The organism is Sediminicoccus sp. BL-A-41-H5, assembly GCF_050632405.1.
Taxonomy (GTDB): Bacteria; Pseudomonadota; Alphaproteobacteria; order Acetobacterales; family Acetobacteraceae; genus Roseococcus.
In genome coordinates this window covers 460,679-481,583 of record NZ_CP192601.1, presented here as the reverse complement: position 1 = coordinate 481,583, position 20,905 = coordinate 460,679, and the positions used below count along the sequence as shown (strand labels likewise).

Genomic DNA, 20,905 nt, shown 5'->3' with positions numbered 1-20,905 from the left:
TATGAAGCGCCTCTAGCGCCCCCGCAAGGTCTCCATCGCGACCAGCACCGCCTGCCGACGATCGAGCGAGAGGCGTTCTGTATCCCGCACGAGCTTCGAGACCGCCTCCGCCGCCTCCACCCAGTCCGCGAGCGGCCGCGTCGCTAGCCAGGGCGCGGGCGCCTCGCCCCGGGCCGCCGCCCGCACCGCCTGGGAGAGGCCGCGCAGCAAGAGGTTGAAGAAGGCCGGGAAAGCGAGCGCCGCCTCGCGCCCCGCGATCCGGTCGGCCAAGGCATGGGCGGCGAGGCCGCGTGGCAGGTCCTGCAAGGTGGCATCGGCGAGGCGGGCCAGCTCCACCCCCTCCCCCTGCGCCAATTCCAGTGCGCGGCCGGGCGCGCCTTCCGCGAGCCGGATCAGCTCGAGCCGGTCCATGCGGGGCATATCCGGCAGCCACTCGCCGAGGAGCCGTTCCATCGCCGCATCCTCCAGCCCGAAGAGGTCCAGGCGCCGGCAGCGGCTGCGGATGGTGGGTAGAAGCCGCCCGGGCGAGGCGGTGATGAGCAGCAACACGGTCCGCGGCGGCGGCTCCTCCAGCGTCTTCAGGATGGTGTTGGCTGAGGCCGCCTCCATGGCCTCCACCTCATCCATGACGACGACGCGCCAGCCGCCTTCGGCCGCGGTGAAATTCAGGAAGGCGCGGGCCTCGCGCGCCTCCTCCACCTTGATGATGCGGCGCTTGCCCGGCTCGGCCTGGGGCTCGAGCACCATGAGGTCCGGGTGGCTGCCGGCGGCGACGCGGCGGAAGACCGGGTCCGCCTCGGGCACATGCAGCGGCTCCGCCCCTGGCGGCTGACCGGCGAGCAGCCAGCGGGCGAAGCGGTAGGCCAGCGTCGCCTTGCCGATGCCGGGTGGGCCGCAGAAGAGCCAGGCATGGTGCAGCCGGCCCGAGCGTGCCGCCGCGGCCAGGCTCGCCGCAGCCAGCTCATGTCCCGCAAGGATCGGATTCCCACGGGGCGGGATCACGGCAGACCGAGCCGGGCGCGGGTGGTGGCAATCATCGCCTCGGTGACTGCGGCAAGCGGCGCGGATGCGTCCAGCACCGCGAAGCGATCCGGCTCGTCCGCCGCCTGCGCCAGGAAAGATTGCCTGATCCGCTCATGGAAGGCGAGTCCGAGCCGATCATACCGGTTCGCATCGCCACGCCCCATCGCTCGGGCCACGCCGATTTCCACCGGAACGTCGAGATAAAGCGTCAGGTCCGGTGCCACATCGCCCAGCGTCACCTTGCGCAGCCCCTCCCAGGCGGCGCGCGGCGCGCCCTGCCCGGCGACCTGATAGGCCAGGGTGCTGTCGAAGAAACGGTCGCAGACCACGAAGCTGCCGGCGGCGAGGCTGGGCTGGATGCTTCGCGCCCAATGCTCTCGCCGGGCGGCGAAGTGCAGTGCCATCTCCGCCACGGGGTCCCAGCCCGAACGACCCAGCAATAGCCCCCGGATCGCTTCCGCACCGGCCGAACCGCCCGGCTCCCGCGTCCTCAGGACTGAAAACCCAGATGCGGCCAACCAGTTGGAAAGAATTTTTGCCTGGGTTGTCTTTCCTGAGCCCTCGCCGCCCTCAAGGGTGATGAGCCTAGGATTCAAATCCGACCACCGATCATCTGGCCCACCACGGCGGGAATTCGCGCGAAGAGGCCCAGCCGCTCCACATCTGCGCCCGCGTAGAGCGGCAGCGTCATCGGCGGCACGCCGCGGCCCGAGATCTCGAGCCGGCCCAGCTCCTGGCCCTTCACCACCGGCGCGGGCACCGGCGCCTCGTACCGGACGCGCGCCTGCAGGCTGTCCCGCCATCCGCGAGGGACGGTCGCCACCACCTCGCGTCCGCCGATCAGCGGCACGGTCCGGCGTTCGCCCAGATGCACCGGCACCTCCTCGATCGTGTCGGCGGCGCGGAAGAGGATGACGTTGTCGAACTCGCGGAAGCCCCATTCCATCAGCCGCTCCGATTCCTCGGCCCGGGCGCGCATGGTGGGCAGGCCGCCCACCACCAGGATCAGCCGCCGCTCGCCGCGCCGCACGCTGGCCGTGAGCCCATAGCCCGCCTCCTCCGTGTGGCCGGTCTTGAGGCCATCGGCGCCGTTGACGCGACCCAACAGCGGGTTGCGGTTCTCCTGGGTGATGTTGTTCCAGCGGAAGCTGCGCTCGCTGTAGAAGCGATAGAATTCCGGGTGGTCCACGATGATGCGGCGGGCCAGGGTCGTGAGGTCCCGCGCCGTCATCCGGTGCTCGGGGTCGGGCCAGCCGGTCGCGTTTCGGAAGGTGCTGGAGGTGAGGCCGATCTGCCGGCCGAGGCCCGTGATCATGTCGGCGAAGGCGCGCTCGGAGCCCGAGATGTGCTCGGCCAGCACCACGCAGGCGTCATTGCCCGACTGGATGATGACCCCGCGCGAGAGCTCCTCCACCGTCGCCGTGCTGCCGCGCTCCAGGAACATCTTGGAGCCGCCCATGCGCCAGGCGGCCTCGCTCACGGTGAGCGCCTGGTCCATGCGCAGCCGGCCGGCCTTCACCTGTTCGAAGACCGCATACATGGTCATGAGCTTGGACATGGAGGCAGGCGGCATGCGCTCATCCGCCTGCTTGTTCAGCAGGGTGGCGCCGGTCTCGAAATCCACCAGCAGGACCGAGCGCGCGATGGTATCCACCGGCCCGATCGGCGATTGCGCGGGTGAGCTCGGGGGCGCGGCCGGGCGGGCGGGCTGCGCGCGCTGCGGCTGGGCGGGGGCGCGGTTCTGCGCCAGGGCCGGGGCAGCAAGCCCGAGCCCGGCGGAGGCCCCGATCATGGCACGGCGAAACATCTCAATTCCCTCGGCGATGAGTTGAGGCAATACGCCGCGGCTCTAGTCCACCGCAAGCCGCAGGTCGGGCTGGCCAAGCGCGATGGCGCGGGCCAGCGCGGCATCCGCCTCGGCGATGCTGGCGTAAGGGCCGGAACGGACGCGCCATTGCTGCTGACGGCCGGGTGGGCCGAACGGCTCGGCGCGGCCGCCGAGCCGCGCAGCCTGGGCCTGGGCGAGGTCACGCCGGAAGAATCGGCCTGCCTCGAGCCAGATCCGGCCAGGGCTTGGCGCGCCCTGGGTGACCTGCTCGGGCAGGCGCTCCGGCTCGCGGAAGCTCGGCGTCAGCTCCGCCACGCTGCGTGCGGCGGCGGGCGTCGCCTGCGCGGCCCCCCTCGCCCCCTCCGGCGGGGCCAGGGATTCGCGCTCCACACGGCCCACCGGCGCGGTGGCGATGGGCAGGGGCGCCGCCTGACCCGCCAGCCCCTCGATCGCGGCGCGCGAGGCATTGCCGTCCAGCACCACCCGCGCCCGGAAGGGCCCGGCGGCGCCCAGCAGCTGTGCGGCCCGGGGGGAGACGGCGATGACCCGGCCGGCCTCGGTGGGGCCGCGGTCATGGACCCGCAGCCGCAGGGACCGGCCATTGTCGAGATTGGTGACGGTGACGACGGCGGGCAATTGCAGCGTCCGGTGGGCGGCAACCATGGCGCCCGCATCCCGCGCCTCGCCATTGGCGGTCAGCCCTTCGGCGCGGGGCATGATGGCGGCGATGCCGCTCTCATCCAGCGCGAACTCCTCCTTGGGGTAGGCCCAGAGGCCGCCGGCGCGATAGGGTTCGCCTAGGAAATATCTCGGTTGAGGCTGAGGCGGCGTCGTACATGCTGTAAGGACCAAAAGCCCAATGAGGAAGATCCTCACGCGACACGGTCCGACAGTAATCCTACAGCTGTCGCGTAGAAGTTCGACGGGTTGTAGCGGCGGATCGCCATGAAGTTCGCGCCGACCATGAAGGCCTGGTCATCCCCGCGCGACAGGCCCGGGATCACGACGGCCCATTCGCCGGGGGTGCCCGGCAGCCCGCCGCCGCTGGCCCGCACGACGCCCATGCGCGCCCATTCCGCCATGGCGCGCATCTGCCGGTGGTCTGCCAGGCTCGTGTCGAAGCCGCGCGGCAGCAGGACCTCGAAGCCCCAGGGCTCCCCTTCCCGCCAGCCATTGCGAGCCAGGTAGTTGGCGATGGAGCCCAGCGCATCGGCCCGGCTGTCCCAGATGTCCCGCCGGCCGTCGCCGTCGAAGTCCACGGCCAGGCGCTCGAAGCTCGTCGGCATGAATTGCGGGTGGCCCATGGCACCGGCGTGGCTGCCGCGCATGCGGTCGAAGCTGACATTGCCGGCATCGAGGATGCGCAGCGCCGCCATCAGCTCGGCCCGGAAGAAGGCGGCGCGGCGTCCCTCCCAGGCCAGCGTCGCCAGCGCCTCGATCACGTTGAAATTGCCGGTGAAGCCGCCGTAATTCGTCTCCATCCCCCAGATGGCGACGATCACGCGCGCGCTCACCCGGTAGCGGGACTGGATGCCCTCCAGCAGGGTCCGGTTCTCGGCATAGGCGCGGCGCCCGGCCTCGACCCGCGTGGGAGACAGGCGGGCGTCGCGGTATTGCGGCCAGGTCTGGGTGAATTCGGCCTGGCGGCGATCCAGTTCCAGCACGCGCTCATTGGGCTTAAGCCCATTCAGTGCGCGATTGAGGGTCGCCGGCCGCACGCCGGCGCGGCGCGCCTCGGTGCGGACCCCATCGAGGAAGGCCTCGAAGCTTCCCTGACCGCGGGCGTTGCGGGCCAGGGCCGGACAGCCCAGGAGGGCCACGAATCCGGCCGGCAGGACACGACGCTTGAACATGCGGGCTTGGTGCCATTTCCCGCCCCCCGCCGCAACGCGGAACTGCCATGGTCGGCCATCGGTGCAGCGCATGGCGTCTGGTCGCGTCGCGAGGGCTATGGTTTGATCCGGGAAACGTTCCCGAGGACAACGCCATGACCGCCGTGACCGCCACCTTCGCCCGCTACGCCGCGAATATCCGCCACGAGGACCTGCCCGCCGAGGTCGAGACGCGCACCCGCTTCCTCATCCTCGATCTGCTCGGCAACATCGTCCGGGGCCGGCACGATGCCGAGAGCAGCCTGCCGCTGATGGCCGCCGCCCGGGCCATGGGGCTGTCGCAGGGCAACCACGCCGTCTTCGGCGAGACGAGCCGCTGGTCCCCCGCCGGCGCCGCCCTGCTGAACGGCGCCTTCGCCCACAGCCTCGATTTCGATGACACGCATGCCGCCGGCACGCTCCACCCGGGCGCCCCGGTGATCCCGGCCGCACTCGCCGCCGCCGAGATCTGCGGCGCTTCGGGCAAGGATGTCATCGCCGCCATCGTGGCGGGCTACGAGGTGACGAACCGCCTCGCCGTGGCGCTCCCGGGCGGTGATCATTACGACCGCGGCTACCACCCGACCGCGACCTGCGGGGTCTTTGGCGGTGCGGTCGCCGCCGGCCGCGTCTTCGGCTTCAGCGAGGCGCAGATCGCCGATGCGCTCGGCATCGCGCTCAGCCAATCCGCCGGCAGCCTGCAGTTCCTGGCCAATGGCGCCTGGACCAAGCGCTTCCAGGTGGGCTGGGCCGCCATGGCCGGCCTCTCGGCGGCGCTGCTCGCGCGCGAGGGCTTCCGGGGTGCCGCCGAGGCGCTGGAGGGCAAGGCCGGCTTCCTGCGCGCCTATGCGCCCAACCCGAACCCCGAGCGCGCCATCCGCAACCTCGGCCAGGAGTTCGAGCTGATGGAGACGGCGGTGAAGCCCTATCCGTCCTGCCGCTACGGCCATGCCAATGTGGATGCGGCCCTCGCCCTCCGTGCCGAGCACGATCTGAAGGCCGAGGAGATCGAGAGCGTCACCATGGGCCTGCCCAACAAGGGCATGCTGCTGGTGGGCGCGCCGCTCGCCTACAAGCAGAATCCGAAGAACGTGGTGGATGGCCAGTTCTCCGGCCCCTTCGTCGTCGCCTGCGCGCTCGCCCATGGGCATTTCGGCTGGGACAGCTACCCGAAGATGGACGCGCCCGAGCTGCGCGCCCTCATGCCCAAGATCGTGTGCGAGGAAGACCCGGAGATCCAGGCCGAGTTCCCGGCCAACATGTCGGGCAAGCTCACCATCCGCGCCCGCGGCCAGGTCTTCGTGAAGAAGGTGGTGGTCCCGAAGGGCGAGCCCGCGAACTTCCTGACCGAGGCCGAACTGCGCGCCAAGTTCCACGGCCTGGCCGATGCCGTGCTGGGGGCCGAGGGCGCCCGCGCGCTGGCCGATGCGGTGGTGGGCCTCGCTTCCGCCCCTGACGTGCATGGCCTGATGCGCCTGGGCGCCCCGCAGGCCGCACTCCGTCTCGCCGGCGAATGAGCGCGCGGGTCGCCCTCGTCACCGGGGGCGGGCGGGGCATCGGCCTCGCCACCGCGCGGCGCTTCCTGGAGGAGGGCTGGCAGGTCGCCCTCCTCGACGTGGACCCGGATGTGCTGGCGAGCGGCGTGGCCTCGCTTTCCGCCCCCTTGGCCTCGCCCGTGCTGGAACTGCTCTGCGACGTCTCCGACGCGGCCGTCGTGGACCAGGCCATCCGCCGCACGCGCGAGCATTTCGGGCGGCTGGACGCGCTGGTGAACAATGCCGGCATCGCGATCTTCAAGCCGCTGTTGGAGACCACGCAGGAGGATTGGAACCGCGTCCTCGCCGTGAACCTCACCGGCCCCTTCCTGATGACCCAGGCGGCGGCGCCGGTCATGGCGGAAACCGGCGGCGGGGCCATCGTGAACATCGCCTCCATCTCCGGCCTGCGCGCCTCCACGCTGCGCGTCGCCTATGGCACCAGCAAGGCCGCGCTGATGCACCTGACGAAGCAGCAGGCGGTCGAGCTGGCCGCCCTCGGCATACGTGTGAATGCGGTGGCCCCGGGCCCGGTGGATACGGCCATGGCCAAGGCTGTCCACACCCCCGAGATCCGCGCCGACTACCACGCCGCCATGCCGCTCAACCGCTACGGCCTCGAGAGTGAGCTGGCAGACGCGATCTTCTACCTGTGCAGCGAGCGCGCCAGCTACATCACGGGCCAGGTGCTCGCGGTGGATGGCGGCTTCGAAGCGACGGGCATCGGCCTCACCACGCTGCGGGCCGAGCGGCGCAACCTCTGATGCGCATAGCCGTCATCTCCGACATCCACGGCAACCTCATGGCGCTGGAGGCCGTGCTCTCGGACCTCGCGAGCCGCGGCGTGGATGCCACCATCAACCTCGGCGATTGCGTGGCCGGCCCCCTCTGGCCGCGCGAGACCTTCGAACTGCTGGCCGACCTCAACATCCCGACCGTGCGCGGCAATCATGACCGCTGGATCGTGGACCGGCCCGACATCCAGATGCCGCCCGCCGGCCTCTTCGCGCGTGAGGCGCTGACCGAGGCGCAGCGCGCGGCGCTGCACGCCCTGCCCGCCACGCTGCAATTCACGCCCGAGATCCTGGCCGTCCACGGGACGCCGAGCGACGACAGCGCCTACCTCCTGGAGGAGGTGACGGAGGATGGCCGCCTCGCCCCGGCCCGCCGTGCCGTGCTGGCTGATCGGCTGCACGGGGCTGCCCCGCCCGTGCTGCTCTGCGGCCATTCGCATCGGCAGGCCGTTGTCACAGGGCCGGGGGGCACGCTGATCCTCAATCCGGGCAGCGTGGGCTGCCCTGTCTTCGCGGACTCGCCCGCGGCATCGGGCCTGGAGCATCGCTCGCCGCACGCGCGCTACGCCGTGCTGACGAAGCGGCGTGGCCGCTGGGGGGCGGAGCTGCTCGCCCTCGAATATGACTGGGACGCCGCGGCGCGCCGCGCCGAGGAACTGGGCTGGCCGCGCTGGGCGCGCGCCTTGGCAACGGGAAGCGTGGAATGACCAACAGGATGAAGGCCTTGTTCGCGGCGGGAAAGCCGGCGCTGGGCTGTTCACTGATGTTTCCCTCGGCCCCCATCGTCGAGATGCTCGGCCATGCGGGCTTCGACTGGGTGCTGTTGGATTGCGAGCATGGCTCGCTCTCTATGGCCGATGTCGAGCTCATGTGCATGGCGGCGGATGCGGTCGGCATCACCGCCATCGGCCGGCCGCGCAGCAACGCGGCGGCCGATATCCAGCAGATCCTGGATCGTGGCGTGGCCGGCGTGCAGATCCCGCACATCAACACGGCCGAGGATGCGCGCCGCGCCGTCGCCGCCGTGAAATTCGGTCCCGGCGCCGGACGGGGCCTCGCTGCCGGCACGCGGCCTGATCGCTGGGGCATGGGTGCGAAGATGCCCGACTTCGCCGCCCAGGCGAACGCGCATTCGCTGGTCTGCGTCCAACTCGAGCATGAGGAGGCGATCGCCAATGCCGAGGAGATCCTGAAGGTTCCAGGCATTGATGTCTTTTTCATCGGCCCGTCGGATCTCTCGCAATCCATGGGGCATCCCGGCAACCCGAAGGCCGCGCCAGTGGCCGCCGCCATCGAATCTACGCTGGCCAAGATCCGTGCGGCGGGCCAGACGCCCGGTATGCCTGCGACGACGGAGACCCTCCCCGAGGTGCTGGGCAGCGGCTGCCGCTACATCTACACTCACCTGCCCCGCGTGCTGGGCGCGGGGGCGAAGGGCTTCCTCAGCGCGCGATGATAGGCCGACGGTGATTGACGCGGGGGCGCGATCCGCGCGACGAAGCAGCGCCCGGACAGGTGGCCGAGTGGTTTAAGGCAGCGGTCTTGAAAACCGCCGTGGGGGTAACTCCACCGTGGGTTCGAATCCCACCCTGTCCGCCACATGCAACTCATGGTTGCATTCGATGGCCGGTTGAGCAAAACCGGCGCCATGCTCCCTCCCCTCGGGCCACAGGGCCTGTCCATCGCCGAGGCGCTTGAATGGCTGCGCCTTTCGATGCCCCCCGCGCGAAGGTGCCTCCGATGGTGGTCGGACATGGATTACCCGCTCGCGGGCGCGCATCTCGTGGATCTTTCCTTCCAGGGCGTAGTGGACACGGATCTTCACAGCGTCATCCGCGCGCCTCTCCACACCTCCCGGCACGCAAAGAGTACGATGCTGACGCTGCTGGAGGCGCAGGACGGCGTGGCGCCACTGGATGTGGCGATCGAGGCCATCGTCAGCCGCATCGGCGATCTGCGCGCCGCCATCCGTGAGACCCTCCGGGCGAAGGGTGTCATCCGCCGTGAGACCGAGCCGCTGATCTGGGGCTTCGTGCAACTCCGCACCTCGCCTGGCGCGGCGCCGAAGGCAGCCGGGCTGCGCGCCGCGCTCACCGGCCTGATCGAGGGGGAGGAGTTGCCCTCGCCCGAGGAGGCCGCGCTGATCTCGCTGCTGCACGCCTCCGGCAAGATCGCCGAGATGCTGGGCGTCCCCAAGCCGCGCGCCTGGCTCGCGCGGCACGAAACACGGATCGCGGCGATCCATCGCATGGATCTGGTGGGCCAGACGGTCTCGGCCACCGTGACGGCCATGCGCGCGCGGCTCGCCGCCTATCTCCTGCGCCCGGAGGCGGGGATGAAAGGCCATGCCGGCGCCGGCTGGGAGTGGCGCTGCTTCTGGCCGGGCGAGGCCAGCATCGCCCTGCCACCGCCCCTCGACCTCGCCGGCAAGGGCGTGGAAGAGCCGGAGGAAGCGGCGGCGGACACCTACCTCTTTCTCCATGGCAAGCGGGACAACATCAAGTTCCGCGGCAAGGGCCTGAAGGTGAAGCCGGTGATCGAAGCCTTCGACGAATTCAGCGCCTTCGGATCGAGCAGCAAGGTAGCCTTCCCGGTGCGCGCGGAAAGGCTCATGGAGATTTTCCCGCGCTTCAACGAGATTGAGGTGAAGCTTCGCACGCGCGAGGACATGCTGGCCGCGCTCTCCGCCAGCGGCTACCGGCCCGGGGTGGTGACGGTGCAGAAGGCGCGGCGCGAGTATCGCGCCATCCTCGGCGTGAAGATCGAGCTCGCGCGCCTCGAAGTGCAGGGGCGCATCTTCCACTCGCTGAGCCTGGAGAGCCGCTTCCTGACCGCGCTGCGTGTCCTTTGCCGCAATGTTCCCGTGGGTGATGGCATCGTCGCCGGCTATGCCGCCTTCCTGGAGCGGATGGCGCTGGGCCGCGCCTGAGCCGGCGTCAGTCCGGCAGCGGCACGGGGTTCGCCCAGGCGCGGCGCCCCGCCGCATCGGCCACCACCACGCGGGCAAAGCCGCCGCCCTTCAGGGCCTTGAGGGAGAGCCGTGCCCGCGTCTGGCAGAGCCCCACCGACTGATCGGCGCGCGAGCCACGGCCCAGCACCATGATGCTGGCGGCGGCCGAACAGGTCACCTCCACCGCATCCGCCTCCCAGCGGATGTCATGGATCAGCGGCCCCTGCGTCGCGTAGAAATGCCCGGCCTTGAGTGCCGCCAGCAGCGCGTCCGGCTCATTCGCCTCGGCCTTCACCATCACCCAGCCGCCGAAGGCGTCGGGCGATTTGAAATGCGCGTCATCCACCGCGATCAGGTTGATCATGCGCCCCGCGGCGAGCAGCTGGTCGGCGAGATAGACGCCATCGCCGCGCTCGGTCCTCACCTGGGAGGTGTGGTTGTAGACCTCCACTGCGTGAGCGCCCGGCAGCGTCTGCGCATCGGCGAGGCTGAGCGAATACCAGCCGGGATGCGGGATGGCGACGAAGGCGCCGGCGGCCAGCGCGCGCGCGGCGAGTTCCGGTCCGGTCTCGCTGGCTGGCGTCCGCGCGAAATCCAGCGGCAGGCCGACGGCGAGGATGTGCCACATCTCGCCCAGCGCGGTCGCCGGCGCATGCAGTTCCGCGCCCAGGATCGTGGTGAAGCCGGGCGCGCGGAAGGGCCGCGTGTCCACGATGGGGAAGTCATACTTCGGCAGGAAATGATCGGTGATGGCGAGGAAGTCGTAGCCCGCCTGGCGATAGCTGGCGCAGACCTCAGCCACACCCAGGGCGCCGTCCGTCGCGTTGGTGTGGGTGTGGATATTGCCCTTCCAGAAGCGGCCAGGGGCGGAGAAGGCATCCATGCGCGTCAGGCCAGCTTGCGGAAGGCGTCGAGGAAGGCCGCCACATCGGCCTCGTCATTGTAGACATGCGGGCTGATCCGCATGCGGCCGAGGCGCGGGGCCACATGCACATTGCGCTCGGCCAGCGCCTCGATCAGTCCGGGGCGCATGCCGTGGGCGAAGCCCAGGCTCAGCACATGCGGCGCGCGCAGGCCCTGCGGCAGGATCTCAACGCCCGTGCCGGCCAGGCCATCGGCCAGCAGGCCCGTGAGGTGGCCGAGGCGGGCGCTGATCGCGTCCGTGCCCCACTCCGCCATCATTTCCATCCCGACCGCCGCCATCTCGAGCCCGATCACATGGTCGCGCTCGCCCATGTCGAAGCGCTTGGCGCCATCCGTGAAGCCGAGATCGGCCATGTAGGGCCGCGCCTCGGAGGAGACGCGACGGCGGGAGGAGCCGGTCTGCTCCAGCGGCACGCCCTCCTGGTGGCGCTTCGCGACGTAGAGGAAGGCGCGCCCATAGGGGCCCAGCACCCATTTGTAGGTGGGGAAGATCAGCACGTCGGGGTCGAGCGTCGCCACATCCAGCGGCAGCACGCCCGCGTGATGCGTCGCATCCACCAGCAGCATCGCAGCCGCCGCCCGCTTCGCGGCCGCCACCGCGTCGAGGTCGATCAGACCGCCATCGGCCCAATGCACGGAGGAGATGGAGACGAGCGCCAACGGCGCGGCCCCGGGGCGGCGGATCGCTTCCAGCGTCGCCGCGGTCCAGTCGCCATCGGCGGGGGTGGCGATGGTCTCCACCGTGAAGCCGCCCTCGGCCGCGCGCTGCAGCCATTCCAGCACGGGCGAGGAGTGGTCATCGCCCAGCACCAGCACACGCGAGCCGGCCGGGATGGGCAGGATGCGCCCGGCGACGGCCACGCCATAGGAGACGGAGGGGATGATGGCCACATCCTCGGGGGCCGCGTTGATCAGCCGCGCGGCCGCCGAGCGGGCACGGTTGCACTGGCGCGCGATGTGTTCGCCGGTGATGCCCCAGGGCCGCGCCTTCAGCGCGATCCCCGCCTGGCCCGCCGCCTGCACCGCATGCGGCAGCGGGCTCCAGGAGGCGGCATTGAGGTAGGCGACATCGCGCGGGATGTCGAAGGCGTCGCGCTGGCATTCGAGCATGATGATGTCCTTGGCCCCGTTGCCCGCACTCTGCGCCCCGTGGCCGAGGGGATCAATGCAGCCGGCTGGCGAATTCCGGGCCGATCCAGGCGAGTTCGCCCTGCGCGAAACAGGCGGCCAGCGCGCCATCCGGCGTCACCACCGCGATGTCCCCGCGCAGGCCCTCCGCGATGCGGCCGCGATCCTTGAGGCCCAGCGCATCGGCCGGGTTGGAGGAGACCAGCGCCCAGGCGGCGGCGAGGTCCAGTACGCCCCGCGCCGCCATGCGGAAGGGGGCGGCCAGCAGCGCGGGCCAGTGGTAGTCGCTCGCCAGCACGGTGACGAGGCCGCGTTCGGCGAGAGGCGCGGCGCTGGCCCAGCCCAGATGGCTGCCGCCGCGCACGACATTGGGGGCACCCATCACCACCGCCTCGCCCGCGGCGCGGGCGTCCTCGGCGACCGGTTCTGCCATGGGGAATTCGCAGATGGAGGCCCCCAGTTCCCGGAACAGCGCGCGGTCGGCCAGCGTCGCATCGTCATGGCTGAGCATGGGGATGCCGGCGCGCTTCGCGGCCTCCGCCATGCGGATGCGCATCGCCGGCACCTCGGCGCGGTGGCTGAAGGCGGCATCGGCCAGCGCCATCAGCTCGGCCTCGGAGACGCCCGCGCGGCCGGCATATTTGCCGAGCTCCTTCGGGTTCTTCAGCTTCTTCACGATGCTGGGCGTGTGGTCGTTGAAGCCCAGCAGATGCACCTGGCCGGCCGCGATGGCCGCCACCGCATCCGCCTCGGCGCCGAAATTATCGGCCTCGAAGCGCAGGTGCACGCGCAGTTCCGGCCCCGGCGGCGGGGCCTTCAGCGCCTCCAGCGTGGCCAGGAAGGCCGGCAGCGAGCGCAGGCCGGGCTCCCAGGACAGGGTGACGCCGAGATAGGCGGTGGTGATGCCGGCGGCCAGGCATTGCGCGGCGGCGTCGCGCAGCGCGAAGGCGGGCGGGAAATCCACATTGGGGCGCGGCTGCAACGCGCGCTCATGCGCATCGCCATGGATGTCGACGATGCCGGGCATGACGCAGAGGCCCGTGGCGTCGAAGCGTCGCGCGGTGGCGGTACCGGTCACGATGCGCCCCCCGGCCAGCGTCACTTCGCCCGCGTCGAGCGCATTGCCGCGCAGCACGCGGCCGCCCGAGATTGTCCAAGCCATGTTCAGGACTCCACCACCATCTGCGTGCGGCCCGCGGCATAGAGCGTCACCGTCGCATCCACCGGCTTGCCGCCGCCATCCACATTCACCGCCTCCGCAACCAGCACCGGCCGGCTGCGGGATTGCTGCAGCGCCTCCGCCTCCTCCGCCGTCGGCATGCGGGCCGTGATGCGGGTCACGCGCCGGCGGTAATCCGGCACGCCGGCCGCCGCGAGCGCATGGGTGATGGAGGGGTCTTCACGCAACCGCGCCATGATGTCGGGGAAGCGATGCGCGGGGAAGTGGTGCGCGCCGAGCGCCACCGGGCGGCCATCGGCCATGGCGAGGCGCTCGGCCAGGATGACCGGGCGGCCGCGGCGGATTTCCAGCATCTCGGCCACGCGCGGCTCGGCCGGGATTTCGACGAGGCGCAGCACGCGCCCGGCGGGTTCGCGATTCTGCGCGCGGATGATCTCGCTGAAGCGGGTGCGGGCGTTCAGCGGATAATCCAGCACATCCTCCGCCACGAAGCTGCCGCGCCCCTGCTCCACGCGGACGATGCCGCGTGTCTCCAGCTCCTCCATCGCGCGGCGGATGGTGTGGCGGTTCACACGGAAGGCCTGGGAAAGCTCTGCCTCCGTCGGCAGACGCTGGCCGGGCGCATGCCGGCCGTCGCGGATCGCGGCCTCGATCGCCGCGCCGATCTGGCGCCAGAGCGCGATGCCGGCGCCGCGGTCCAGCGCGGCGCTCGCGAACGTCACGGAAGTTTCAACCAAACGGGCGCTCCGGAATGGCAATTGCGGCTTGACCATAGCGGGCCAGATGTATAGCTGTCTAGACAAATGATCACCCGCCCCGAATGGATGGCCATCCTGGCCCGCGCCCCTGCCGAGGAGATGGCGGCATTGCTCGCCCCCGTTCCCCCGCTGCCGGCGCACCGCGTGATCCGCGGCCCCGAGATCGGCCTCACCATGCTGCGCGGCCGGGCCGGCGGCGATGGCGCGGCCTTCAACCTGGGCGAGGCGACCATCACCCGCTGCTCCGTCTCGCTGGAAGGCGGCACGCTGGGCCATTGCTGGCGCCTGGGGCGGGACAGGCGCGCGGCGGAGACGGCCGCATTGCTCGACGCCTGCCTGCAACAGGCGGAGTGGCGGGCGCCGCTGATCGAGGCGGTCATCGAGCCGCTGCGCGAGCGCCAGCGCGAGGCCGCGGCGCTCACCGCCCGCCGTGCCGCCGCGACCGAAGTGCGCTTCGCAACCCTGGCGACCATGCGATGAGGATGGGGCGATGAAGCCAGGTTTCACCGACCCCGTCTTCGGCGCCCAGTCGGGCTTCGCGGCGCTGATGAACGCCATGGCCCGCCCCGGCCGCATCCAGGAGTGCGCCGCCCTGCGCGAACCGCCCCCTGGCCTCCATCCGGCCGCCGCGGCCGCGCTGCTGACGCTGGCCGACGCGGAGACCCTGGTCTGGACCGATGCCGAGGGCGAGGCGCGCGACTGGATCGCCTTCCACACCGGCGCACCGCTGGTGGAGGACCCGGCCCGCGCGCAATTCCTGCTCGCCACCCGCGCCATGCCGCCGATGGCCAGCCTGGACTTCGGAACCGATGAGACGCCGCAGGACAGCGCCACGCTGATCGTGCAGGTCGCGGCGATGGACGACAGCGCCGGATGGCACCTGACCGGCCCCGGCATCCAGCACGAACACCGCCTCGCCGTGACGGGCCTGCCGGCGGATTTCGTCGCGCAATCGGTCAGCAACCGCGCGCAATTCCCGCGCGGCGTGGATGTGGTCCTCTGCGCCGGGACGCGCCTCGCGGCCCTGCCGCGCACCACCCGCATCACGGAGGATCGCTGATGTATGTCGCGGTGAAGGGCGGCGAGGCCGCGATCGAGGCCGCCCATGCCTGGCTCGCGGAACGGCGGCGCGGCGATGCGGCGTTGCCTGCGCTCACCCCCGCGCAGATCGAGCAGCAACTGGGGCTCGCGGTGGATCGGGTGATGGCGGAGGGCAGCTGCTATGACCGCGGCCTCGCCGCGCTGGCGATCCAGCAGGGGCGCGGCGACCTGATCGAGGCCGCCTTCCTGCTGCGCGCCTATCGCAACACCCTCTCCCGCTTCGCCGCCTGCGAGCCGGTGGATACGGGCGCGATGCGCGTGCAGCGCCGGATCAGCGCCACCTACAAGGACCTGCCCGGCGGCCAGGTGCTGGGCCCCACCTTCGACTACACGCACCGGCTGCTGGATTTCGCCCTGGCGGCCGAAGGCATCGCCGCCCCGCAGGAGGCCGAGGCCAGCGAGGCCCCCATGCCGCGCGTGACGGAACTCCTGGCCCGCGAGGGGCTGATGGCGCGCGATACGCCGGATGAAGGCGCGCCGCCCCCTGATCTGACGCGCGAGCCCCTGCCCTTCCCCACGCCGCGCGCGCTGCGCCTGCAATCGCTCGCGCGCGGCGATGAAGGCTTCCTGCTCGGCATGGGCTATTCCACGCAGCGCGGCTACGGCAATGCGCACCCCTTCGTCGCCGAGCTGCGCATGGGCGAGGTGGAAGTGGTGCTCGCCCCGCCCGAGCTAGGTTTCGCCGTCTCCATCGGCGACGTGACTGTGACCGAATGCCAGATGGTGAATCAGTTCGCCGGCAGCGCCACCACACCCCCGCAATTCACCCGCGGCTATGGCCTGACCATGGGCCATGGCGAGCGCAAGGCCATGGCCATGGCGCTGGTGGACCGCGCGCTGATGGCACCCGACCTGGGCGAGGACGCCACCGCCCCCGCGCAGCAGGCGGAATTCGTGCTGCTGCATGCCGACAATGTGGAGGCGACGGGCTTCGTGGAGCATCTCAAGCTGCCGCACCATGTGGATTTCCAAAGCGAGCTCGAGAAGATCCGCAGCATCCGCGCCCGCTGGGAGGAGAAGGCATGAACGCGATGCCGCCGCGGAACACGCCCGATGCCGCGTATAATTTCGCCTACCTGGATGAAGCCACGAAGCGGATGATCCGCCGCGCCATCCTCAAGGCGCTGGCCCTCCCCGGCCACCAGATCCCCTTCGGCGCGCGCGAGATGCCGCTGCCCTATGGCTGGGGCACGGGTGGCATCCAGGTCACCGCCGCCATCCTCGGGCCGCGCGACGTGCTGAAGGTCATCGACCAGGGCGCGGATGACACCACCAACGCCGTCTCCATCCGCGCCTTCTTCGCCCGTGTCGCCGGCATCGCCACCACCACCCGCACGGCGGAGGCCACCATCATCCAGACGCGCCACCGCATCCCCGAGCGTCCGCTGACCGAGGGGCAGGTGATGGTCTTCCAGGTGCCGATGCCCGAGCCGCTCTTCAGGCTCGAGCCGCGCCTGGCTGAAACCCGCCGCCTGCACGCGCTGGGCGACTACAGCCTGGCCCAGGTGAAGCTCTACGAGGACATCGCGAAGCAGGGCGAGGCCGGCACCAGCTACAACCACCCCGTCATGGTGGCGGGCCGCTACCTCATGTCGCCCTCGCCCATTCCGGGGTTCGACAATCCGAAGCTGCACAATTCGCCCGCCATCATGCTCTTCGGCGCGGGGCGGGAGAAGAAGATCTACGCCGTGCCGCCCTACACAACCGTCGAGAGCCTGGATTTCGACGACCATCCCTTCCGGCCGATGCGGGCGCCGCACGCCTGCTCGGCCTGCGGCAGCACCACCAGCTACCTGGATGAGATCATCGCGGATGACCGGGGTGGGCGGATCTATGTCTGCTCCGACACCGACCATTGCCGCGAGAACCAGACGCCATGAACGCGCCGCTGCTGGAGGCTTCCGGCCTTGACCTCCGCTTCGGCGCGGTGCGCGCGCTGGATGGGGTGAGCCTCGACATCCACCCGGGCGAGGTGGTCGCCATAGTGGGCGAGAGCGGCTCGGGCAAATCCACCCTGCTGCGGGTGCTGGCGGGGATGATGGCGCCGCAGGCGGGCCGCGTCCTCTACCGCGACGCCGAGGGTGCGCCGCACGAGATCGGCGCGTTGAGCGAGGCCGCCAAGCGCCGGCTGATGCGCAGCGAATGGGGCTTCGTGCATCAGAATGCGCGCGACGGCCTGCGCATGGGCATCTCGGCGGGCGGCAATATCGGCGAGCGGCTCATGGCCGCCGGCGGCCGCAACTATGCCGCCATCCGCGCCGCCGCCACGGACTGGATGGCCCGCGTCGAGATGGACCCGGCCCGGATTGATGAAGCGCCGCGCAACTTCTCGGGCGGCATGCAGCAGCGGCTGCAGATCGCCCGCTGCCTGGTGACCGAGCCGCGCCTCGTTTTCATGGATGAGCCCACGGGCGGCCTCGATGTCAGCGTCCAGGCGCGCCTGCTGGACCTGATCCGGGGGCTGGTGGCCGAACTCGGCCTCGCCGTCTTCTTTGTCACGCATGACATCGCCGCCGCCCGCCTGCTGGCGCATCGCATCATCGTCATGCGGCAGGGGCGCATCGTGGAGGAAGGGCTGGCCGACCGCGTGCTGGACGATCCGCGCCATTCCTACACGCAACTCCTCGTCGCCTCGGTGCTCTCGGCATGAGGCCCGCGATCCGCGTCGAGGCGCTGGCCAAGGGCTTCACGCTCCATCTGCAAGGTGGCATCGGCTTCCAGGTGCTGCGCGATGAGGCGCTGACCGTGATGCCGGGCGAATGCGTGGCGCTGACCGGACCTTCTGGCGCCGGAAAATCCACGCTGATGCGCTGCCTGCAAGGCAATTACGGCAGCGATTCGGGCCACATCTGGCTGCAACACCGTGGCGCGGCGGTGGACCTCGCCGCCGCCGATGCACGCCTCGTGCGGGAGATCCGGCGCGAAACGCTGGGCTATGTCTCGCAATTCCTCCGCGTCATTCCCCGCGTCTCGGCGCGCGACGTGGTGGCCGAACCGCTGCTGGCGCAAGGCGTGGCCCGCGCCGAGGCGGAGGCCCGCGCCACGGCGCTGCTGACGCGCCTGAACCTGCCGCCCCGCCTGCATGGCCTGCCGCCCGCCACCTTCTCCGGCGGCGAGCAGCAGCGCGTGAACCTGGCGCGCGGCTTCGCGCCGCACTACCCCATCCTGCTGCTGGACGAACCCACCGCAAGCCTGGACGCCGCGAATCGCGAGGTGGTGATCGGCCTGATCGCCGAGGCCAAGGCGCGCGGCGCGGCGCTGGTGGGAATCTTCCATGACATCGAGGTGCGGGACCGGGTGGCGGATCGCACGCACGACATCCTTCCGCTAGAAGACGCCGCATGACAGAGACTGTTTTGACCAATGCCCGCCTCGTCCTGCCCGAGGCGGAGATGGAGGGCACGCTCGTCCTGCGCGGCGGCCGGATCGCCGAGATCCAGCCCGGCCGCGCGCACCACGCGGGCGCCCTGGATTGCGAGGGGGATGTCCTGATCCCGGGCGTGGTGGATGTGCACACCGACAATCTGGAGCGCCAGGTCCAACCGCGGGCCAATGCGCGCTGGCCCTCGCTCTCCGCGTTCCTCGCGCATGACGCGCAATGCGCGGCGGCCGGTGTCACCACCGTGCTGGACGCCCTCTGCCTCGGCGATCTCGGCTTCGACCAGGGCCGGGACCAGACCTTCCATGACGGCGTGCGCGACCTGACCGCGCTGCACGACCAGCCCTTCATGAAGGCCGAGCACCTGCTGCATCTGCGCTGCGAATTGCCCGCGCGCGACATGCCGGGCCTGCTGGATGGCGTGGCGGAGCATCCGCTTGTCGCCATGGTCAGCCTCATGGACCACTCGCCGGGCGTGGGTCAGTACCGGGACCTCGCCCGCTATCGCGCCATGCGCATCAAGCAGACGCGCATGACCGACGCCGAGGTCGAGGTCCGCATCCTCAAGCTCCAGGCGCAGCGCGCGGAACTGCGCGAGCGCCAGCGCCGCCTCGTCATTGATCGCTTCGCCGGGCGCAACATCCCGCTCGCCAGCCATGACGATGAAGATGCCGCGGATGTGCGCCGCAACGCCGAGGACGGCATCCGAGTGAGCGAATTCCCGGTGACGATGGAGGCTGCGCTGGAGGCCGCGCGCATCCGCGTCGGCGTCATCGCGGGCTCGCCCAACATCGTCCGCGGCGGCAGCCATTCGGGCAATGTGGCGGCGATGGATCTGGTGCGCGCCGGTGCCGTGCATGTGCTGGCCAGCGACTATGTGCCCCCCGCGCTGATCGAGGCCGCCTTCCTCATCGCGCCCGAGATTGGGCTGCCGGCGGCGATCGCGACCGTCACCAGCGCGCCGGCGGCCATGTGCAACCTGAGGGATCGCGGGCGGCTGGAGGCAGGGCTGCGCGCGGACCTTGTGCGGGTCACGCGGCACGGGGCGATGCCGGTTGTGCGGCAGGTCTGGCGTGGCGGGGAGCGCGTGATCTGATGCGCGTCGCGGTCTACTGGGCGCCCGAGCTGGACGACCCGCTGCACGCGGCCGGGAGCGCCTGGCTCGGCCGCGATGCGGAGACGGCGGCCCGCGTGGCGCAACCCGACATCCCCGGCCTCGCCGAAATCACATCCGATCCGCGCGGCTATGGGCTGCACGCGACGCTGAAGCCGCCCTTCCGGCTCGCCACCAGCTACCAGGCCTTCCTGACCGATGCCGTGCGCTGGGCCGCCAGCATCGCACCCTTCACCTTGCCGCCGCTCTCCGTGCAGGACCTCAAGGGCTTCCTCGCGCTGCGCGAGACCGCGCCCTGCCCGCCCCTGCACGCACTCGCGGATTCGGCGGTGGCCGCGCTCGACCAGCATCGCGCGCCCCCCACGGAAGAGGAGCTGACCCGCCGCCGCAAGGCGAAGCTGACGCCCACGCACGAGGCGCTGCTGGCGCGCTGGGGCTACCCTTACGTGATGGAAGAGTGGCAGTTCCACGTCACGCTGACGCACCGCCTGTCACCCGAGGAGGCGGCGCGCATCCGCCCGCTGGCGGAGGCGCATTTCGCGGGGCTGGTCGAACAGCCCCGCAAGGTGGGGACGGTCTGCGTCTTCACGCAGGCCGCACCGGGTCAGCCCTTCCTGATCGCGGAACGGCTCGTGCTCAGCGGGCCGGCGGCGTAGCCGGCGCATCGCCCTGCGGGCCGCGCGGGCCGCGCTGGTGATGCGCGCCGCGCTGCGGCAACTCGTCGCGGCTGACGACATTGTCGCCATTCGCGTCCATGCCCCGGAAGCGGGCCTCCACCATCGGGCGGATTTCCACCAGCGTGACCTGGCCGTTGCGATCGGCATCCAGGCCGCGGAACATCATGCCGCGCATCTGCTCCATCCGCTGGGCGTATTCCGGGCGCGGCGCCGGCGCATTCTCCGGGCGCACGCGGAGTGCCGCGAATTCCTCGAGGCTCAGGCCGCCGCTGCGGTCCGCATCGGCCGTGTTGAAGCGCGTGGTCACGAAGATCCAGGCCTCATCCCAGACGACGCGGCCGTCGCGGTTGGTGTCGATCAGCTCAAACATGCGCAGGCCGCCATCGCCGCGCGGGCCGCGCCCGGTCCGGGCCTCGCCGGCCCCAGGGGACGCGGCGGGGGGCGTGGCGGGCTGGGCGAGGGCGACGCCGGCGCTCAGCAAGGCGAATCCAAGACCCAAGGTCGCTGCGGTTTTCATCATCATCTTCTCCGGTTTCGGGAGGCGGCGTGACTGTCGCTCCGTTGAGGGGAAGATGCGCCTCGATTGTAACAGGCGCGTGGCCGACATGCCCCGCGGGCGTGAGGAAATGTGTCGGCCCCGCAC

At 71.0% G+C, this 20,905-nt stretch carries 23 protein-coding genes and 1 tRNA gene; 14 read left to right on the top strand and 10 right to left on the bottom strand.

From position 1 onward, the window contains the following. Positions 1–12 precede the first annotated feature (12 nt). The 5 genes from ACQ860_RS02365 to ACQ860_RS02345 all read right to left on the bottom strand — a co-directional run bounded on the left by ACQ860_RS02365 (position 13) and on the right by ACQ860_RS02345 (position 4,704). Positions 13–1,002 carry a DNA polymerase III subunit delta' gene (locus ACQ860_RS02365; RefSeq protein ID WP_431301806.1) on the bottom strand — a complete coding sequence of 330 codons (990 nt, stop codon included), beginning with the start codon at positions 1,000–1,002 and terminating at the stop codon, positions 13–15. Then, positions 999–1,619 carry a dTMP kinase gene (gene tmk / locus ACQ860_RS02360; protein WP_431301805.1) on the bottom strand — a complete coding sequence of 207 codons (621 nt, stop codon included), beginning with the start codon at positions 1,617–1,619 and terminating at the stop codon, positions 999–1,001. Before tmk ends, ACQ860_RS02365 begins: the two co-directional genes overlap by 4 nt. Next, positions 1,616–2,830 (bottom strand): D-alanyl-D-alanine carboxypeptidase family protein, encoded by a 1,215-nt coding sequence (locus ACQ860_RS02355; protein ID WP_431301804.1) that lies wholly within the window; start codon positions 2,828–2,830, stop codon positions 1,616–1,618. Before ACQ860_RS02355 ends, tmk begins: the two co-directional genes overlap by 4 nt. A 42-nt stretch (positions 2,831–2,872) precedes the next feature. Further along, positions 2,873–3,568, bottom strand: coding sequence for a septal ring lytic transglycosylase RlpA family protein (locus ACQ860_RS02350; protein WP_431301803.1), 696 nt, complete (start codon positions 3,566–3,568; stop codon positions 2,873–2,875). Positions 3,569–3,723: 155 nt separating this feature from the next. Next, complete coding sequence (locus ACQ860_RS02345) at positions 3,724–4,704, bottom strand: lytic murein transglycosylase (RefSeq protein ID WP_431301802.1); 981 nt, start codon at positions 4,702–4,704, stop codon at positions 3,724–3,726. Positions 4,705–4,838: 134 nt separating this feature from the next. Here ACQ860_RS02345 and ACQ860_RS02340 point away from each other — a divergent pair, with 134 nt between their 5' ends. The 6 genes from ACQ860_RS02340 to ACQ860_RS02315 all read left to right on the top strand — a co-directional run bounded on the left by ACQ860_RS02340 (position 4,839) and on the right by ACQ860_RS02315 (position 9,980). Then, the gene (locus tag ACQ860_RS02340) at positions 4,839–6,239 is read left to right on the top strand and encodes an MmgE/PrpD family protein (RefSeq protein WP_431301801.1); all 1,401 of its coding nucleotides are present in this window, start codon (positions 4,839–4,841) and stop codon (positions 6,237–6,239) included. Continuing rightward, a complete protein-coding gene (locus ACQ860_RS02335) occupies positions 6,236–7,021 on the top strand; it encodes an SDR family NAD(P)-dependent oxidoreductase (protein WP_431301800.1) in 786 nt (261 codons plus the stop codon). The genes ACQ860_RS02340 and ACQ860_RS02335 overlap by 4 nt, the downstream gene beginning before the upstream one ends. Continuing rightward, positions 7,021–7,758 (top strand): metallophosphoesterase family protein, encoded by a 738-nt coding sequence (locus tag ACQ860_RS02330; protein ID WP_431301799.1) that lies wholly within the window; start codon positions 7,021–7,023, stop codon positions 7,756–7,758. Before ACQ860_RS02335 ends, ACQ860_RS02330 begins: the two co-directional genes overlap by 1 nt. Positions 7,759–7,766: 8 nt before the next feature. Next, on the top strand, positions 7,767–8,507 hold the full coding sequence (locus ACQ860_RS02325) for an HpcH/HpaI aldolase family protein (protein WP_431301798.1): 741 nt from the start codon (positions 7,767–7,769) through the stop codon (positions 8,505–8,507). A 53-nt stretch (positions 8,508–8,560) separates the two neighbouring features. Further along, positions 8,561–8,650, top strand: a tRNA-Ser gene (locus tag ACQ860_RS02320). Between the two features lies 1 nt (position 8,651). Continuing rightward, a complete protein-coding gene (locus tag ACQ860_RS02315) occupies positions 8,652–9,980 on the top strand; it encodes a GOLPH3/VPS74 family protein (protein WP_431301797.1) in 1,329 nt (442 codons plus the stop codon). Between the two features lie 7 nt (positions 9,981–9,987). On the opposite strand, the gene ACQ860_RS02310 is transcribed toward ACQ860_RS02315, so the two are convergent. The 4 genes from ACQ860_RS02310 to phnF are packed head-to-tail and all read right to left on the bottom strand — an operon-like array spanning position 9,988 to position 13,955. Beyond that, on the bottom strand, positions 9,988–10,884 hold the full coding sequence (locus ACQ860_RS02310) for a PHP domain-containing protein (RefSeq protein ID WP_431301796.1): 897 nt from the start codon (positions 10,882–10,884) through the stop codon (positions 9,988–9,990). Positions 10,885–10,889: 5 nt separating this feature from the next. After that, positions 10,890–12,035 (bottom strand): aminotransferase class V-fold PLP-dependent enzyme, encoded by a 1,146-nt coding sequence (locus tag ACQ860_RS02305; protein ID WP_431301795.1) that lies wholly within the window; start codon positions 12,033–12,035, stop codon positions 10,890–10,892. Between the two features lie 52 nt (positions 12,036–12,087). Next, positions 12,088–13,215, bottom strand: a complete 1,128-nt coding sequence (locus ACQ860_RS02300; protein ID WP_431301794.1) for an alpha-D-ribose 1-methylphosphonate 5-triphosphate diphosphatase — start codon at positions 13,213–13,215, stop codon at positions 12,088–12,090. Positions 13,216–13,217: 2 nt separating this feature from the next. Beyond that, the gene (gene phnF / locus ACQ860_RS02295) at positions 13,218–13,955 is read right to left on the bottom strand and encodes a phosphonate metabolism transcriptional regulator PhnF (protein WP_431301793.1); all 738 of its coding nucleotides are present in this window, start codon (positions 13,953–13,955) and stop codon (positions 13,218–13,220) included. 81 nt (positions 13,956–14,036) lie between these two features. On the opposite strand from phnF, the gene phnG reads away from it, so the two are divergent. The 8 genes from phnG to ACQ860_RS02255 are packed head-to-tail and all read left to right on the top strand — an operon-like array spanning position 14,037 to position 20,241. Then, a complete protein-coding gene (gene phnG, locus ACQ860_RS02290) occupies positions 14,037–14,471 on the top strand; it encodes a phosphonate C-P lyase system protein PhnG (protein WP_431301792.1) in 435 nt (144 codons plus the stop codon). Positions 14,472–14,481: 10 nt separating this feature from the next. After that, positions 14,482–15,051 (top strand): phosphonate C-P lyase system protein PhnH, encoded by a 570-nt coding sequence (gene phnH, locus ACQ860_RS02285; protein ID WP_431301791.1) that lies wholly within the window; start codon positions 14,482–14,484, stop codon positions 15,049–15,051. After that, positions 15,051–16,118 carry a carbon-phosphorus lyase complex subunit PhnI gene (locus ACQ860_RS02280; RefSeq protein WP_431301790.1) on the top strand — a complete coding sequence of 356 codons (1,068 nt, stop codon included), beginning with the start codon at positions 15,051–15,053 and terminating at the stop codon, positions 16,116–16,118. The genes phnH and ACQ860_RS02280 overlap by 1 nt, the downstream gene beginning before the upstream one ends. Continuing rightward, positions 16,115–16,972, top strand: coding sequence for an alpha-D-ribose 1-methylphosphonate 5-phosphate C-P-lyase PhnJ (locus ACQ860_RS02275; RefSeq protein WP_431301789.1), 858 nt, complete (start codon positions 16,115–16,117; stop codon positions 16,970–16,972). Before ACQ860_RS02280 ends, ACQ860_RS02275 begins: the two co-directional genes overlap by 4 nt. Then, positions 16,969–17,742 (top strand): phosphonate C-P lyase system protein PhnK, encoded by a 774-nt coding sequence (gene phnK / locus ACQ860_RS02270; protein ID WP_431301788.1) that lies wholly within the window; start codon positions 16,969–16,971, stop codon positions 17,740–17,742. Before ACQ860_RS02275 ends, phnK begins: the two co-directional genes overlap by 4 nt. Then, positions 17,739–18,437: a phosphonate C-P lyase system protein PhnL gene (gene phnL, locus ACQ860_RS02265; RefSeq protein ID WP_431301787.1), complete on the top strand. Its 699-nt coding sequence runs from the start codon at positions 17,739–17,741 to the stop codon at positions 18,435–18,437. The genes phnK and phnL overlap by 4 nt, the downstream gene beginning before the upstream one ends. Beyond that, complete coding sequence (locus ACQ860_RS02260; protein WP_431301786.1) at positions 18,434–19,567, top strand: alpha-D-ribose 1-methylphosphonate 5-triphosphate diphosphatase; 1,134 nt, start codon at positions 18,434–18,436, stop codon at positions 19,565–19,567. The genes phnL and ACQ860_RS02260 overlap by 4 nt, the downstream gene beginning before the upstream one ends. Beyond that, positions 19,567–20,241, top strand: a complete 675-nt coding sequence (locus tag ACQ860_RS02255) for a DUF1045 domain-containing protein (protein WP_431301785.1) — start codon at positions 19,567–19,569, stop codon at positions 20,239–20,241. Before ACQ860_RS02260 ends, ACQ860_RS02255 begins: the two co-directional genes overlap by 1 nt. Here the strand turns inward: ACQ860_RS02255 and ACQ860_RS02250 are convergent. Then, positions 20,222–20,782, bottom strand: coding sequence for an EF-hand domain-containing protein (locus ACQ860_RS02250; protein WP_431301784.1), 561 nt, complete (start codon positions 20,780–20,782; stop codon positions 20,222–20,224). The two genes, ACQ860_RS02255 and ACQ860_RS02250, sit on opposite strands and share 20 nt — an antisense overlap. Between the last annotated feature and the right edge of the window lie 123 nt (positions 20,783–20,905).

Excerpts from the sequence above, each read along its gene's own strand:
- ACQ860_RS02305 (WP_431301795.1), bottom strand. The coding sequence starts at position 12,035 with ATGCTCGAATGCCAGCGCGACGCCTTCGACATCCCGCGCGATGTCGCC.
- ACQ860_RS02355 (WP_431301804.1), bottom strand. The coding sequence starts at position 2,830 with ATGTTTCGCCGTGCCATGATCGGGGCCTCCGCCGGGCTCGGGCTTGCT.
- ACQ860_RS02300 (WP_431301794.1), bottom strand. The coding sequence starts at position 13,215 with ATGGCTTGGACAATCTCGGGCGGCCGCGTGCTGCGCGGCAATGCGCTC.
- ACQ860_RS02345 (WP_431301802.1), bottom strand. The coding sequence starts at position 4,704 with ATGTTCAAGCGTCGTGTCCTGCCGGCCGGATTCGTGGCCCTCCTGGGC.
- ACQ860_RS02310 (WP_431301796.1), bottom strand. The coding sequence starts at position 10,884 with ATGGATGCCTTCTCCGCCCCTGGCCGCTTCTGGAAGGGCAATATCCAC.
- ACQ860_RS02340 (WP_431301801.1), top strand. The coding sequence starts at position 4,839 with ATGACCGCCGTGACCGCCACCTTCGCCCGCTACGCCGCGAATATCCGC.
- ACQ860_RS02315 (WP_431301797.1), top strand. The coding sequence starts at position 8,652 with ATGCAACTCATGGTTGCATTCGATGGCCGGTTGAGCAAAACCGGCGCC.
- ACQ860_RS02275 (WP_431301789.1), top strand. The coding sequence starts at position 16,115 with ATGAACGCGATGCCGCCGCGGAACACGCCCGATGCCGCGTATAATTTC.
- ACQ860_RS02325 (WP_431301798.1), top strand. The coding sequence starts at position 7,767 with ATGAAGGCCTTGTTCGCGGCGGGAAAGCCGGCGCTGGGCTGTTCACTG.
- ACQ860_RS02280 (WP_431301790.1), top strand. The coding sequence starts at position 15,051 with ATGTATGTCGCGGTGAAGGGCGGCGAGGCCGCGATCGAGGCCGCCCAT.
- ACQ860_RS02330 (WP_431301799.1), top strand. The coding sequence starts at position 7,021 with ATGCGCATAGCCGTCATCTCCGACATCCACGGCAACCTCATGGCGCTG.
- ACQ860_RS02335 (WP_431301800.1), top strand. The coding sequence starts at position 6,236 with ATGAGCGCGCGGGTCGCCCTCGTCACCGGGGGCGGGCGGGGCATCGGC.
- phnH (WP_431301791.1), top strand. The coding sequence starts at position 14,482 with ATGAAGCCAGGTTTCACCGACCCCGTCTTCGGCGCCCAGTCGGGCTTC.
- ACQ860_RS02250 (WP_431301784.1), bottom strand. The coding sequence starts at position 20,782 with ATGATGAAAACCGCAGCGACCTTGGGTCTTGGATTCGCCTTGCTGAGC.
- phnG (WP_431301792.1), top strand. The coding sequence starts at position 14,037 with ATGATCACCCGCCCCGAATGGATGGCCATCCTGGCCCGCGCCCCTGCC.
- phnL (WP_431301787.1), top strand. The coding sequence starts at position 17,739 with ATGAGGCCCGCGATCCGCGTCGAGGCGCTGGCCAAGGGCTTCACGCTC.
- ACQ860_RS02350 (WP_431301803.1), bottom strand. The coding sequence starts at position 3,568 with ATGCCCCGCGCCGAAGGGCTGACCGCCAATGGCGAGGCGCGGGATGCG.
- ACQ860_RS02260 (WP_431301786.1), top strand. The coding sequence starts at position 18,434 with ATGACAGAGACTGTTTTGACCAATGCCCGCCTCGTCCTGCCCGAGGCG.
- phnK (WP_431301788.1), top strand. The coding sequence starts at position 16,969 with ATGAACGCGCCGCTGCTGGAGGCTTCCGGCCTTGACCTCCGCTTCGGC.
- ACQ860_RS02255 (WP_431301785.1), top strand. The coding sequence starts at position 19,567 with ATGCGCGTCGCGGTCTACTGGGCGCCCGAGCTGGACGACCCGCTGCAC.